The organism is Alcaligenes sp., assembly GCF_050255915.1.
Taxonomy (GTDB): domain Bacteria; phylum Pseudomonadota; class Gammaproteobacteria; order Burkholderiales; family Burkholderiaceae_B; genus Alcaligenes; species Alcaligenes aquatilis.
Genome location: NZ_JBFWIQ010000001.1, coordinates 222,304 through 235,993 on the forward strand (window position 1 = coordinate 222,304; position 13,690 = coordinate 235,993).

The 13,690-nt window shown below is 54.3% G+C and carries 11 protein-coding genes; 9 read left to right on the forward strand and 2 right to left on the reverse strand.

What is annotated here, in order from left to right; genetic code table 11:
• Positions 1-379 precede the first annotated feature (379 nt).
• Positions 380-856, forward strand: coding sequence for a transcription elongation factor GreA (gene greA, locus AB7E06_RS00990; RefSeq protein ID WP_094195833.1), 477 nt, complete (start codon positions 380-382; stop codon positions 854-856).
• A 96-nt stretch (positions 857-952) separates the two neighbouring features.
• Here greA and AB7E06_RS00995 read toward each other — a convergent pair whose 3' ends face one another.
• Complete coding sequence (locus AB7E06_RS00995) at positions 953-1,549, reverse strand: YhbY family RNA-binding protein (RefSeq protein ID WP_427954742.1); 597 nt, start codon at positions 1,547-1,549, stop codon at positions 953-955.
• A 17-nt stretch (positions 1,550-1,566) separates the two neighbouring features.
• Here AB7E06_RS00995 and AB7E06_RS01000 point away from each other — a divergent pair, with 17 nt between their 5' ends.
• The 5 genes from AB7E06_RS01000 (at position 1,567) to AB7E06_RS01020 (ending at position 7,283) form a co-directional block, all read left to right on the forward strand.
• Positions 1,567-2,205 carry an RlmE family RNA methyltransferase gene (locus AB7E06_RS01000; protein WP_094195835.1) on the forward strand — a complete coding sequence of 213 codons (639 nt, stop codon included), beginning with the start codon at positions 1,567-1,569 and terminating at the stop codon, positions 2,203-2,205.
• A 107-nt stretch (positions 2,206-2,312) separates the two neighbouring features.
• Positions 2,313-4,226: an ATP-dependent zinc metalloprotease FtsH gene (gene ftsH / locus AB7E06_RS01005; RefSeq protein WP_427954745.1), complete on the forward strand. Its 1,914-nt coding sequence runs from the start codon at positions 2,313-2,315 to the stop codon at positions 4,224-4,226.
• Positions 4,227-4,249: 23 nt separating this feature from the next.
• Positions 4,250-5,092 carry a dihydropteroate synthase gene (folP, locus tag AB7E06_RS01010; RefSeq protein ID WP_162496907.1) on the forward strand — a complete coding sequence of 281 codons (843 nt, stop codon included), beginning with the start codon at positions 4,250-4,252 and terminating at the stop codon, positions 5,090-5,092.
• A complete protein-coding gene (glmM, locus tag AB7E06_RS01015; protein ID WP_108727992.1) occupies positions 5,089-6,432 on the forward strand; it encodes a phosphoglucosamine mutase in 1,344 nt (447 codons plus the stop codon). The genes folP and glmM overlap by 4 nt, the downstream gene beginning before the upstream one ends.
• A 68-nt stretch (positions 6,433-6,500) precedes the next feature.
• On the forward strand, positions 6,501-7,283 hold the full coding sequence (locus AB7E06_RS01020) for a GNAT family N-acetyltransferase (RefSeq protein WP_094195838.1): 783 nt from the start codon (positions 6,501-6,503) through the stop codon (positions 7,281-7,283).
• 295 nt (positions 7,284-7,578) lie between these two features.
• On the opposite strand, the gene AB7E06_RS01025 is transcribed toward AB7E06_RS01020, so the two are convergent.
• Entirely contained in the window at positions 7,579-9,069 is a 1,491-nt protein-coding gene (locus AB7E06_RS01025; protein ID WP_094195839.1) for a Ppx/GppA phosphatase family protein, read from the reverse strand.
• 240 nt (positions 9,070-9,309) lie between these two features.
• Between AB7E06_RS01025 and ppk1 the strand changes: the two genes are divergently transcribed.
• The 3 genes from ppk1 (at position 9,310) to pstC (ending at position 13,682) form a co-directional block, all read left to right on the forward strand.
• A complete protein-coding gene (ppk1, locus tag AB7E06_RS01030; protein WP_094195840.1) occupies positions 9,310-11,382 on the forward strand; it encodes a polyphosphate kinase 1 in 2,073 nt (690 codons plus the stop codon).
• Positions 11,383-11,479: 97 nt separating this feature from the next.
• Positions 11,480-12,523, forward strand: a complete 1,044-nt coding sequence (gene pstS / locus AB7E06_RS01035) for a phosphate ABC transporter substrate-binding protein PstS (protein ID WP_108727991.1) — start codon at positions 11,480-11,482, stop codon at positions 12,521-12,523.
• Between the two features lie 220 nt (positions 12,524-12,743).
• Entirely contained in the window at positions 12,744-13,682 is a 939-nt protein-coding gene (gene pstC / locus AB7E06_RS01040) for a phosphate ABC transporter permease subunit PstC (protein WP_094195842.1), read from the forward strand.
• The last annotated feature ends 8 nt before the right edge of the window (positions 13,683-13,690 follow it).

Consider the following 13,690-nt stretch of genomic DNA (forward strand, 5'->3'; position numbering starts at 1 on the left):
GGGCTGGACAAGGGGATTGTTCCTTCGCCAGTTGCTGTGCGGCAGCTTGTTGTAAACAGCCGCCCCTGCCGACTTCTGTTTTTATGCACAGGAGTTCCAGGGGCTTGCTATTTTCAGGCAGTTTGCCGACAATAGCTCTCACACCCCGGTTCTTCGCGGGGTTTTTTTCTGCCACAGAATTTCACTGTGTCGGAAAAGCCATATTGGGGCAGCCGGCAGGTTTGGCTTGAGCAGTGTGTTTGAATGTGCGCTGTAGGGTCAGCAGGACTTTCAAGTCGGCCGATTCAACCTGTTTGATTGTTTGTCCCATCATCGTTATCCCCCTATCTTCCAGGCGCTCCCGCTACGGAGCGTCTTTTACTTGTTAAGCAGGAATACTATGTCTGCGATCCCATTGACTGCGCAGGGCGCACAACGTTTGCAAGTTGAATTACACCGCCTCAAGACGGTGGAACGCCCAGATGTAATTAACGCTATCGCCGAGGCGCGAGCACAAGGCGATTTGTCCGAAAACGCCGAGTACGATGCTGCGCGTGAGCGTCAGGGCTTTATCGAAGGCCGCATTGCCGAGCTGGAAGGCACTTTGTCCAATGCCCAGATTATCGAACCGGCCACGCTGGAAGCTGATGGCCGCATCGTGTTTGGTGCAACCGTCGAGATCGAGGACCTGGAGTCCGGCAATACCGTGACTTACCAGATCGTCGGCGATGTGGAGGCCGACATTCGCGCCAACAAGATCTCCATTTCCAGTCCTGTGGCTCGTGCCTTGATTGGCAAGACAGAAGGGGATGTGGTCGAGGTCAAGGCGCCAGCCGGTATTCGTGAATACGAAATTCTGACGGTCAACTACGTGTGATCTTGCCTTGAGCAGCAGGCTTGTTCTGCTGCTCCGTCAAGCGCGCAAAAGAAAGGCCCCTGTACATCGTGCGGGGGCCTTATAATTTACGGCAGTTTAGCGTTTGCCCGAACCACCCAGTCCGCGACGTGCGCCAGCCCGCAAGGACATGGCACTGCCAGGACGGTTGGTATTGCTACGAGGCGTAGCAGCCGGTTTGCCCGTCGAGAACTTTTGAACGCTGCGCGGTGCGGCCGAGGCTTTTTTCTCCTGGGTGCTGCTGCGTTCAGCTTTCATTTCTGCACGGCGGGCACGCTCTGTGCCGCGAGTCCGCTGGACACCGGAAGCGGCCAGTTTCTTGGGCGTGTAGGGCTCCGAGGGTTTACGCACCGCACGGGTTGGTTTTTCTACAGGCGCTCCCAAAACAGGGGGGCGTTCAATATTGGGTCTGTAGATGGTCAGGATTTTGCCCAGATGATGAATAGGGGCAGCATCGAGCGCATCGCAGATTTGTTCTAACATGGTCAGACGAGCCTGACGGTCATCACCGGCCACACGGATCTTGATGAGCTGGTGGGCCTGCAGGTGGACGGTGATCTCTTTGATCACGGCGTCGGTCAGGCCATTGTCTCCAATCAGGACAACTGGGCGCAGAGCGTGAGCAGCAGCACGAAGTTCGCTGCGCTCATGAGGTGTAAGGTTGAGTTTTGGCATAAAGAGATTGTACGGGAATGGCCAAGAAAAAATTCTCTAAAGAGTGGGTTCAGCAGCATATAAATGACCCTTACGTCAAATTGGCGCAACAAAAGGGGTATCGCGCGCGCGCGGCCTTCAAACTCAGTGAAATATTGGATCTGGAGAAGATTCAGGTTCAGGGCAAGGTGGTGGTGGACTTGGGGTCTACACCGGGCAGTTGGTCGCAACTGATACGTGAGCGCATGGTCGGCCCCGGTGGCGTGCTTAATGGTCGCATTATCGCACTGGATATATTGGAAATGGAACCAATTGCCGGGGTAGAGTTCATGCAAGGCGATTTTCGCGAGGACTCGGTACTGGAGCAATTGCAAGATTCCTTGAAGGGTGCAGCCGTAGACCTTGTGATTTCAGATATGGCCCCCAACTTGTCGGGTGTGGCATCGGCCGATTCCGCCCGCATCCAGCATTTATGCGAGCTGGCACAGGAATTTGCCCTGCAGCATCTGACCGATGAAGGTGTGCTGATCGTCAAAGCCTTCCATGGCAGCGGGTTTTCCCAGATCGTGGAATCTTTCAAGCAGAATTTTGTCAGAGTCGTCGAGCGTAAACCCAAGGCTTCGCGCGATAAATCCGCCGAAACCTTTCTCGTTGCCCGAGGCTTGAAGGGCAGGTAATTTATGACTTGCTGGCCTTCGAATCGGGTAGAATGAACTATGTATGGCGCTTGTTCAGGTACGTGTAAGCGTATTTGGCAAGTTATCGCAATCGCAGGAGATTGGCTTTGAACAATTCGTTTTCCAAAGTCGTGATCTGGATGGTTATTGCGCTGGTGCTGTTTACTGTTTTCAAGCAGTTTGACGGCCGGCCACCAGCCACTGATGGCGTCACTTATACGCAATTCATGAATGATGCCCGTTCTGGTCGCATCAGCAAGGTAGATATTCAGGGCGATACCCTGCATGTCACGCCGGACTCTGGCCGCAGCTACACGCTGACGTCCCCCGGTGACCTGTGGATGGTGCCTGAGCTGGTGAAATCCGGTGTGCAGGTATCGGGCAAAGCCCGCGAAGAGCCCTCTTTTCTGACCAGTCTGTTCATCTCCTGGTTCCCCATGCTGCTTTTGATTGGCGTTTGGGTGTTCTTCATGCGTCAGATGCAAGGTGGTGGTAAGGGTGGGGCATTCAGTTTTGGCAAATCGCGTGCGCGCTTGCTGGACGAAAATACCAATCCTGTTACTTTTGCGGATGTGGCTGGCTGCGATGAAGCCAAGGAAGATGTGCAGGAGCTGGTGGATTTTCTGCGTGATCCCACCCGCTTCCAGCGTCTGGGTGGTCGTATCCCGCGTGGCATCTTGATGGTCGGTTCGCCTGGTACTGGTAAAACCTTGCTGGCACGTGCCATTGCAGGCGAGGCCAAAGTGCCTTTCTTCAGTATTTCCGGTTCTGACTTCGTGGAAATGTTTGTAGGTGTGGGCGCATCGCGTGTGCGTGACATGTTCGAGACAGCCAAGAAGCAATCGCCTTGCATCATCTTTATCGACGAAATCGATGCTGTGGGCCGTCAGCGTGGCGCAGGTCTGGGCGGTGGTAACGACGAACGCGAACAGACCCTGAACCAGTTGCTGGTCGAAATGGACGGTTTTGAAACCGGCCAAGGGGTATTGGTTATTGCTGCTACCAACCGTCCTGACGTACTGGATCCCGCTTTGCTGCGTCCTGGCCGTTTCGACCGTCAAGTCGTTGTTGGCTTGCCTGACATTCGTGGTCGCGAGCAGATTTTGAAAGTACACATGCGCAAAGTGCCTTTGGCCTCCAACGTGGACGCCGTGGTGCTGGCTCGTGGTACACCGGGTTTCTCTGGCGCTGATCTGGCCAACCTGGTTAACGAAGCTGCCTTGTTCGCAGCGCGTCGTAATGGTCGCACTGTGGATATGCAAGACTTTGAGCGTGCCAAGGACAAGATCATCATGGGTGCAGAACGCCGCACCATGATCATGCCCGAGGAAGAGCGTCGCAACACTGCTTACCACGAAGCCGGTCACGCCTTGGTAGCTTGCATGCTGCCCAAGACGGATCCGGTTCACAAAGTCACTATCATCCCTCGTGGTCGTGCTTTGGGTGTCACCATGCAATTGCCCGAAGGCGATCGCTACAGCATGGACAAAGAGCGCTTGCTGAACATGATTGCGGTTCTGTTCGGTGGCCGTATCGCTGAAGAAGTGTTCATGAATCAGATGACCACAGGCGCATCGAACGACTTTGAACGTGCAACGCAAATTGCTCGTGACATCGTGACTCGCTACGGCATGACAGACTCCCTGGGTCCAGTTGTCTACGCCGAGAATGAAGGCGAGGTCTTTCTGGGCCGCAGCGTTACCAAGACAACGCACGTGTCCGAAGCCACCATGCAGAAAGTGGACTCCGAGATTCGCAAGATTATCGACGAGCAGTACGCCGTTGCCCGCAAGCTGATCGAGGACAATAGCGACAAGATGCATGCTATGGCCAAGGCCTTGCTGGAGTGGGAAACCATTGATGCCGACCAGATCGACGACATCATGAAAGGTTTGCCACCACGGGCTCCTCATGTGCCCAACAGCAATGACAGCAATTCCTCCGACGGTTCTACGCCGCCAGCCGCTGGTCCTAAACCAGCCGATGACGAGGGTGCCGCGGCGACAACGCCAGTTGCTTAACTTACGTAGGCCAAGCCTATTTCATGAATTACCCTGAGTGGTCTTGTGGGCGCTTCCAGTTTGGGCTGGAGCGCCCTTTGGTTATGGGGATTGTGAATGTCACCCCAGACTCCTTTTATGACGGCAATGCTCATAATGACTTGCCTCGGGCGCTGGACCACGCCCGTCAGTTAATCGCCGAGGGCGCAGACATTCTGGACATTGGTGGCGAATCGACTCGCCCTGGTGCCGAACCCGTTTCCCTGGAACAAGAGCTCGAGCGCGTTATTCCTCTGATTGAAGGCTTGCGCGACAGTGGTGTGGCCTTGTCGGTGGATACATTCAAGCCCGACGTCATGCGTGCCAGCCTGGCGGCCGGCGCGGACATGATCAATGACATTTATGCTTTGCGCATGCCCGGCGCCATAGAAGCGGTCAAGGACTCCGATTGCGGCCTGTGTATCATGCATATGCAAGGCGAGCCCAAAACCATGCAAGAACAGGTTCACTATGACAACGTGGTCGTTGATGTACGTCATTTTTTGCAACAACGATGTGAGGCCATAGTCAGCGCAGGCATTCAATCCGAGCGTATCATGCTGGATCCCGGTTTTGGCTTCGGTAAAACAGCGGCACATAACTATCAGTTACTACGGGATTTGCAGCAGGCGGCAGTGCCCGGTTACCCCTGGCTTATTGGTTTGTCGCGTAAATCCATGATTGGCCATGTCACGGGAAAACCCGCCAGTGAGCGTTTGATTGGCAGTCTATCGGCAGCCCTTGCCTGTGTGGCACGGGGAGCAAAAATTGTGCGCGTCCATGATGTCGCCGCCACGCGCGAAGCGCTGGATGTGTGGAACGCGGTTGAATGTGGAGTCTCTGAATGAGCGATCGTAAATATTTCGGCACCGATGGTGTCCGTGGTGAAGTAGGTGGCCCGACCATTAACCCCGAATTCGCCCTGCGCTTAGGGTACGCTGCCGGTCAAGTTCTGGCTGCCCAATATGAAGGAACGGGCCGTCCTACCGTAGTGATTGGCAAGGACACCCGTATTTCCGGCTATATGCTGGAATCGGCGCTGGAAGCCGGCTTGTCGGCTGCGGGGATTGACGTGTTGCTGGCTGGCCCTGTGCCTACGCCTGCTGTGGCATATCTGACGCGTACCTTGCGCCTGACGGCCGGTATCGTGATCTCTGCCTCGCACAACCCGTATTACGACAACGGTATCAAGTTTTTCTCCGCACAGGGCACCAAGCTGCCTGACGAGATTGAGCTGAAAATTGAGCAGGCCATTGACCAGCCCATGCATTGGGTGAAGTCTGAGTCCCTGGGCCGTGCCCGTCGCCTGGCCGACTCGGCTGGTCGTTACATTGAGTTTTGCAAGAGTGCCTTCCCGAACGACCTGAACCTGAATGGGCTCAAGATCGTGGTGGATGCGGCTCATGGCGCTGCCTACAATATTGCCCCACATGTGTTCCGTGAGCTGGGTGCAGAGGTCATTGCCGTGGGTGTTCAGCCTGATGGTTTCAACATCAATCAGGAAGTCGGTGCGACCTATCCGGAGAAGTTGGCTGAGGAAGTGCGCAAGCACAGTGCCGATTTGGGTATCGCTCTGGATGGGGATGCGGACCGCCTGCAAATGGTTGATGCCCAGGGACGCATCTACAATGGCGACGAACTATTGTATCTAATTGTTGCGGATCATCTGCAGTCTCAGCCTGTCAAAGGCGTGGTTGGCACCTTGATGACCAACCTGGGCTTTGAGAAGAAAATGCAGGAATTGGGCGTGGAATTTGCGCGTGCCAAAGTGGGTGATCGCTACGTGCTGGAATTGATGCAGCAAAAAGGCTGGGTCTTTGGTGGTGAAAGCTCGGGTCACCTGCTGTGCCTGGATTGGCACACGACAGGCGACGGCATTATTGCCGCCCTGCAAGTGCTGACCGCCCTGTGCCATAGCGGTAAAAGCCTGCCAGAACTGACGGAAGGCTTGAAGATGTACCCACAAATTATGGTCAACGTGCCGTTGCAGCCGGGCCAGGACTGGAAAAACCATGCAGGTTTGCAACAGGCAACCCGTGACGTGGAGAAAATGTTGGGTGACCGTGGCCGGGTGCTTATTCGCGCATCGGGGACTGAACCCAAGCTGCGCTTGATGGTAGAGGCCGAGCAAGCCGATCTGGCTCAAGCCGGTATTGATACCTTGCTTGCAGTGGATTTAATGAAATAGTAATGTGGCTATCAAATACCTGAAACATTGTTTGTGCATGATGCATAAAAGTGTTTGGAGTCATCACGATGCTAAATCTTGAGCGCGAACGTACTGAAGTGGATTGGGGAAATACTTGGGCAGGGCATACTGTTGGAGGCTTAGCCTTGCGTCTGGCTCGTACCCAGGCAGAACTCGAATGCCTTCAGCGCTTGCGTTTTCAGGTTTTCACCCAGGAAATGAACGCCGTCTTTCCAGACCAGCATAATGGTCTGGATATAGACCGCTTTGACCCCTGGTGCGAGCATTTCATGGTTACCGAGCCCGGGGAGAACCGGGTTGTAGGGACCTATCGCTTGCTGACCCCTGAAAACGCAAGTAAAGCGGGTGGTTATTATTCGGAATCTGAGTTTGATATCAGTGCCCTGGATGTGCTGCGTCCCAGCATGGTCGAAGTGGGGCGTTCCTGCATCCATCCCGACTATCGTACTGGTTCAGCCATCATGATGCTGTGGGGCGGTATTGCTGCTCTGACGCGTGTCGGTGGTTATCGCTACCTTCTGGGTTGCGCCAGCGTCAGCCTGCGCGATGATGGGGTCACAGCCGCCGAGGTCTGGCGTGTGGCCCAAAAGTCCATGCAGGACAACAAGCATATCCCGCATGTGCAGCCTTTGAATCGCTATCCGGTTGAACGACTGAACAGCGATTTGCCAGCGCGTATCCCGCCGTTGATCAAAGGCTACCTGAAGCTGGGTGCCACGATTTGTGGAGCGCCAGCCTGGGATCCGGATTTCAATACGGCAGACTTTCCTGTCTTGCTGGATCTGGAGGCCATGGACGAACGCTATAAACGCCACTTTGGCCTGGTCTGATTGCGTACTGCTCAGGCCGGATCAAGTCGGGCCTGAATAGGGCCTGTGAATAAAAAGAACCCCCGAAAGTTGGATAGCAATCCAACTTTCGGGGGTTTTTTAGGTTTTGATGATCTGCTTGGTTTGGCTTGGCTTGTGGCTTTGCTGGGTATCGCTCAGCCCATTTATTGCTTGGCCAGTCAGTGTGAGTCACACGCCCGTCCGAGCGTCTGTCAGCCTGGGCCAGAGCAGCTACAGGCCGGGTGTATTGTTGTTCGACAGCCCACCCAGCCTCTACACTCTTAGCGCGTCCTGTTCAGACCAGCTCCAGGCTCAGATCATTGATATCACTTTGCCAGGCCTGTACTTCGGCCAGCAAAGAGGCCTGGGTCAGGGGATGGCTGGCCATCCACTCATGGTCCAGCTGAATCTGGACGGTTTTTCCACGAGTCCGCAGGCTTAGCGGTAAGGTTTCTCTGTCTTCACGGCGGCGCATCAACATGACCGCCAAGCGCAGGCTCAATAATGTCAGCCACCAGGTGTTATTGCTTTCAAAGCGTTTGAGCTTGCCCAGCTTGCCTTGATGACCCAGGCTAAGGAAGCTGAGCAACATCTGATCGTCATTGGAAAAGCCGGGCATATCGGCATGTTCCAGCACATAAGCGGTGTGCTTGTGGTAATCCGCATGGGCAATGCTCAGGCCTACTTCGTGCAGATCAGCGGCCCAACCCAGTTGACGTTGCAACTCCTGTACCTCTGGCGTGTCGGGCAGCTTCAGTTGTCCGAAGAACTGCATGGCAGCGTCGTGCACACGATGCGACTGGCGCGTATCGACCTGATAGCGTTTCATCATTTGCTGCACCGTCTGGTCGCGCTGATCGTGCTCGGACTCTCGACCCAGCATGTCGTAGAGCACCCCTACTCGCAAAGCGCCTTCACCGGGCAACATCTGGCGAATTTTCAGCTCCTGGAAGGCGGCCATCATAATGGCCAGACCGGCTGCCAGCACCGGCGCGCGATGAGGCTTGATACCGCTCAGGTTGCGCATGTCTACCTTGCCATCGTGTACCAGGCGTTTGCGCAAAAGCTCCATGCCTTCCAGGGTAATGCCCTTTTTGGACATGCCATTCTCTTGCAAGATAGCAACCAGACCCTTGGCGGTACCGGAGGAGCCATAGGCTTCTTGCCAGCCTGTCTTGCGGTACTGGCGCGTAATGCCCTCCAGCTCGCGACGGGCGGTCAGAATTGCATTGTTCATGCGCTCTTCGGTAATTACGCCATCGGCAAAGAATTTGTCGGTATAGCTGACACAGCCCATGTACAAAGAGGACAGCAGCAAGGGTTTTAAGCCCTTGCCAATAATCACTTCAGTCGAACCGCCACCAATATCAATCATCAAGCGGCGGTTGGGGGAGGGGGGCAGTTCGTTGCTGATGCCGGAGAAAATCAGACGGGCTTCCTCGTGGCCGGAGATGACCTCGATGGGAAAGCCAAAGGCTGCCTCGGCAGCCGGCAAAACCTCGCTTAAATTGCGTGCCACTCGAAAGGTGTTGGTGGCCACGGCACGAACGCGATTGGGGTGAAAACCGGCCAGACGTTCGTTAAAGCGTTTCAGGATGACGACAGCGCGTTCAATGGCGTCGGGACTGATGTACTTGTCCGGGCCCATGCCGGCGGCAAGTCGGACAGATTCATTAAGGCGGTCAATGGTGTAGATCTGGGCATGACCGTTGTGCTGAACGACTCGTCCAATGGATAAACGAAAGCTGTTGGAGCCCAGGTCCACAGCGGCAAGAAGTTGTTCCATGAGGCATTGCTCGGGATGATTACTGTGCGATTATAAGGACATTAATCATGGGTTTTGTTTCATAAACCGCAAAATTAAGAAAAGTTAGATCAAAAACCTCGCCACAGCGATGGTGTGATGTGTGCAAGTGCTCTGTCTGCTTGTGAGGGGGGGTAGCCATGCGTCCAGGTCATCGCACTGTAATATTCATGTAGTAAAAGTCTCACGATCCTTCTTTTTTGGCTTTTTAACGATCTCACCATGCTGCCTTCTCCCGATTCGACCTTGCTAAACCGTGAGTTGTCCTTGCTCAAATTCAATGAGCGAGTGCTGGCCATGGCCGAAAATTCCACTACGCCTTTGCTGGAACGTTTGCGCTATATCTGTATTGTTAGCTCTAATCTGGACGAATTTTTTGAAATTCGTATTTCCAGCCTGAAAGAACAGATTTTGCAAAATCCTCATCAGGTGGGAGATGATGGGTTTTTGCCTCAACAGGCTTTTGACAAAGTTCAGGCTGCGACACATCAGTTGATCGATAGACAGAACGAGCTCTTGATGGCCGATGTATTGCCCAAGTTGATGGATGAAGGGATCGGGCTGTTGTTGACGGCGCACTGGACGCAGGCTCAACGGGAGTGGGCGTACCAAACCTTTATGCGTGATGTCATGCCTTTGCTCACGCCCATTGGCCTGGACCCGGCCCATCCTTTTCCTCGTGTCTACAACAAAAGCCTGAATTACATTGTTGAACTCAGTGGCGAGGACGCTTTTGGTCGTACCGGCACGATTGCTATTGTGCAGGCGCCGCGTGCCTTGCCGCGTGTGATCCGGGTACCTGACGATATTGCCGGCATTCCCCAGGGTTACATGCTACTGACCTCATTGATCAGTGTTTTCGTGCAGGAGTTGTTCCCTGGTATGGATGTGAAGGGGTGCTACCAGTGGCGTGTTACCCGCAACAGCGATTTGTTTGTGGACGAGGAAGAGGTCACTAATTTGCGTGCCGCCTTGCAAGGCGAGTTGTCTCAACGTAATTTTGGTGCCGCTGTCCGTCTGGAAATCGACCATTCCATGCCCGAGCGTCTGGAACGCTTTTTGCAAAGTGAGTTTTCGCTGGAGGCACCCGACACCTATCGGGTGAGTGGCCCAGTGAATTTGTCGCGTTTGATGCAGTTGTGCAATGTTCCCGATCGCCCTGACTTGCTGTTTGCGGATTACCGAGCCCCCATTCCTGCCCCTTTTGATTCGTCCTTTGAATCACCTGCTCAGTTTTTTGACACGATTGCACGCAAGGACCAATTGCTGCATCACCCTTATCAGTCTTTTCAACCGGTCTTGAGCTTTTTGCGTGCAGCGGCGGCCGATCCAGCGGTGGTGGGTATCAAACAGACCATTTATCGCACCGGTGAGGATTCGGAGTTGATGAATATTCTTTTGTCGGCAGCGCGGGCTGGCAAGGAAGTGACGGTCGTTGTCGAGCTGATGGCCCGTTTTGATGAGCAGACCAATATCAACTGGGCGGCCAAGCTGGAAGAGGTGGGCGCTCATGTCAGTTATGGGGTGGTTGGCCACAAGACTCACGCGAAAATGGTGTTGGTCCTGCGCCGTGAAGCCGGTGTCATTCGCCGTTATGGACATTTGGGCACTGGTAACTATCATCCACGCACGGCCCGCTTGTATACGGATTTCGGGCTGCTGACTGCTAATCAGGAAGTATGCGAGGACATGGATAAGGTGTTTTCCATGTTGACGGGCCTGGGAGCCTGGCGACCGTTAAAGCAACTATTGCAATCACCCTTTACTTTGCATGACAGCATGATGGATCGGATTCAGGCCGAGACCGAGCGTGCTTTAGCGGGTCAAAAGGCCCGGATCATGGCCAAGATGAACTCCTTGCTCGAGCCCAAGATTATTCAGGCCTTGTACGATGCCAGCCAGGCCGGGGTCAGGGTGGATCTGATTGTGCGTGGTGCTTGCGCCTTGCGTGCCGGAGTGCCGGGCCTATCGGAAAATATTCAGGTTCGTTCGATTATCGGGCGCTTTCTGGAACACTCGCGTGTTTTCTATTTCTACAATGGTGGCCAGGAAGAGGTTTTTATCTCCTCGGCAGACTGGATGGATCGCAACTTCTTTCGTCGGGTGGAGTTGGGAGTGCCGGTACTGGATCGCAGCCTGAAAAGGCGGGTCATTGCCGAAGCCTTTACCTATGCCTTGCGGGATAACCAGTTGTCCTGGAAAGCCAGTCCGGATGGTACGTATAATCGCATCCGAAGTCGTGGTGCACCGTTCAATTTGCATCAGCATTTGATGCAGCGCCTCGGTGGTGTGTGAAAAATAAGACTGTCATGAACATGTCACATAGCCTGTTTACTATGTCTTCACATACAGGGTGGGCCTGTCATCTGACTATCATCAAGAGGATTTCTCGATGTTAAAACGTGTATTCAACAAGGTAAGCATTGCTTTGGCGTTCAGCGCTTTTGCGGCCACTGCCACAGCTGCAGACGTAACCGGTGCGGGTGCGTCGTTCCCTTACCCTATTTATGCCAAGTGGGCGGCTGAATACGCCAAACAAACGAACAACCGTGTTAACTACCAGTCGATCGGTTCGGGTGGTGGTCAACAGCAGATTATTGCCAAGACCGTGGATTTCGGCGCTTCGGACGATCCAATGAAGGTCGAGACGCTGGAAAAAGAAAACCTTTTGCAGTTCCCCGCCGTGATCGGTGGTGTGGTGCCTGTGATCAACGTGGAAGGCATTGAGCCTGGCCAACTGAAACTGTCCGGTAAAGTACTGGGCGATATCTACCTGGCCAAGATCACCAAGTGGGATGACGCAGCGATCAAAGAGCTGAACCCCGAGCTGACCCTGCCTAACAAGGACATCGTGGTGGTTCACCGCTCCGACGGTTCGGGCACCACCTTTGGTTGGACCAACTACCTGTCCAAAGTGTCTCCAGACTGGAAATCCCAGGTTGGTGAAGGCAAGGCGGTGAAGTGGCCTACTGGTCAAGGTGGCAAGGGTAATGAAGGCGTGGCCGCTTACGTCCGTCAACTGCAGAACTCGATCGGTTATGTTGAGTACGCTTACGCCAAGCAAAACAAGCTGTCCTGGACTCAGTTGAAGAACAAGGACGGTCAGTTCGTCCAGCCAGGTCAGGAAAGCTTTGCCGCCGCCGCTGCGAACGCAGACTGGGCGGGTACGCCTGGCATGGGTGTGATTTTGACCGAAGAGCCTGGTGCTCAATCCTGGCCTATCACAGCAGCGACCTTTATCTTGATGCACAAGGTGCAGGACAAGCCTGAGAGCGGTAAAGAAGTGCTGAACTTCTTTAACTGGGCCTTCGAGAACGGTGCCAAATCTGCTGAAGAGCTCGATTACGTGGCTTTGCCTAAAGACGTGACCGACAAGATCAAAGCGGTCTGGGCTGCTGAGATCAAGTCCAAAGACGGCGCTGCGGTCTGGAAGTAAGATTCGTGTTCAAATACAGGTCAGTTGTAAATTGATCTTGCGAGACGGCCCACCACTAGGTGGTGCCGTCTTTATTATGTAAAAATTACGGTTTTGTCTTGGACGCACCGCGCGTGCCCCGATCGTTTTGCTGGACCTGAACGTGCCTTGGCTGTTACAGAATCCATAAATCGATTGCAGTGCGTTTGTCCCATTCCGGCCTGACCCTTCATCTGTCTACATGAAATCAAATCAGAACGCCTTTATGGACGGCATTTTCAAGAACATGACGCGCTCGTTTGCGTTTCTCGTGTTCATATTGCTGGCTGCCATCTCTATTTCCCTGATCTATGGAAGCCGGGAATCCATTGCCGAATACGGTTTCTCTTTTCTCTGGACGAATAACTGGGATCCGGTCAATAACGAATATGGCGCATTGGTGCCCATTGCCGGTACCTTGCTCACCTCGCTGATTGCGCTCTGTATTGCAGTGCCGGTCTCTTTCGGGATTGCCATGTTCCTGACGGAGCTCTCGCCTGCCTGGCTGCGTCGCCCTCTGGGTACGGCCATTGAAATGCTGGCCGCGATTCCCTCCATTATTTACGGTATGTGGGGCTTGTTTGTTTTCGTGCCCCTGTTCCAGCGCTATGTGCAGCCCAGCCTGATCTCCTTTTTTGATGGGGTGCCCGTGCTGGGTCAGATCTTTGCGGGCCCTCCCTTCGGGATTGGTGTGTTTACCGCCGGTCTGATTCTGTCCATCATGGTGATCCCCTTCATTACGGCTGTGATGCGCGACGTGTTCGAGCTGGTCCCTCCCATGCTCAAAGAGTCTGCCTACGGTTTGGGCAGCACGACCTGGGAAGTGATGTGGCGTGTGGTTCTGCCTTTCACCAAGAACGGGGTCATTGGCGGGATCATGCTGGGTTTGGGGCGTGCCTTGGGTGAAACCATGGCCGTCACTTTTGTGATTGGTAACTCCTTTAACTTGCCCAGTTCGCTGTTCTCGCCGTCGAACTCGATTGCGTCGGCCCTGGCCAACGAGTTTAACGAGGCCGGTGGCATGCAGAAATCCGCCTTGCTGGAGCTGGGTCTGATCCTGTTCCTGATCACCACGGTTGTATTGGCGATCTCCAAGTTGCTCTTGTTGCGTCTGGCCAAGAACGAAGGCACGTCGCGCTAAGGATCACC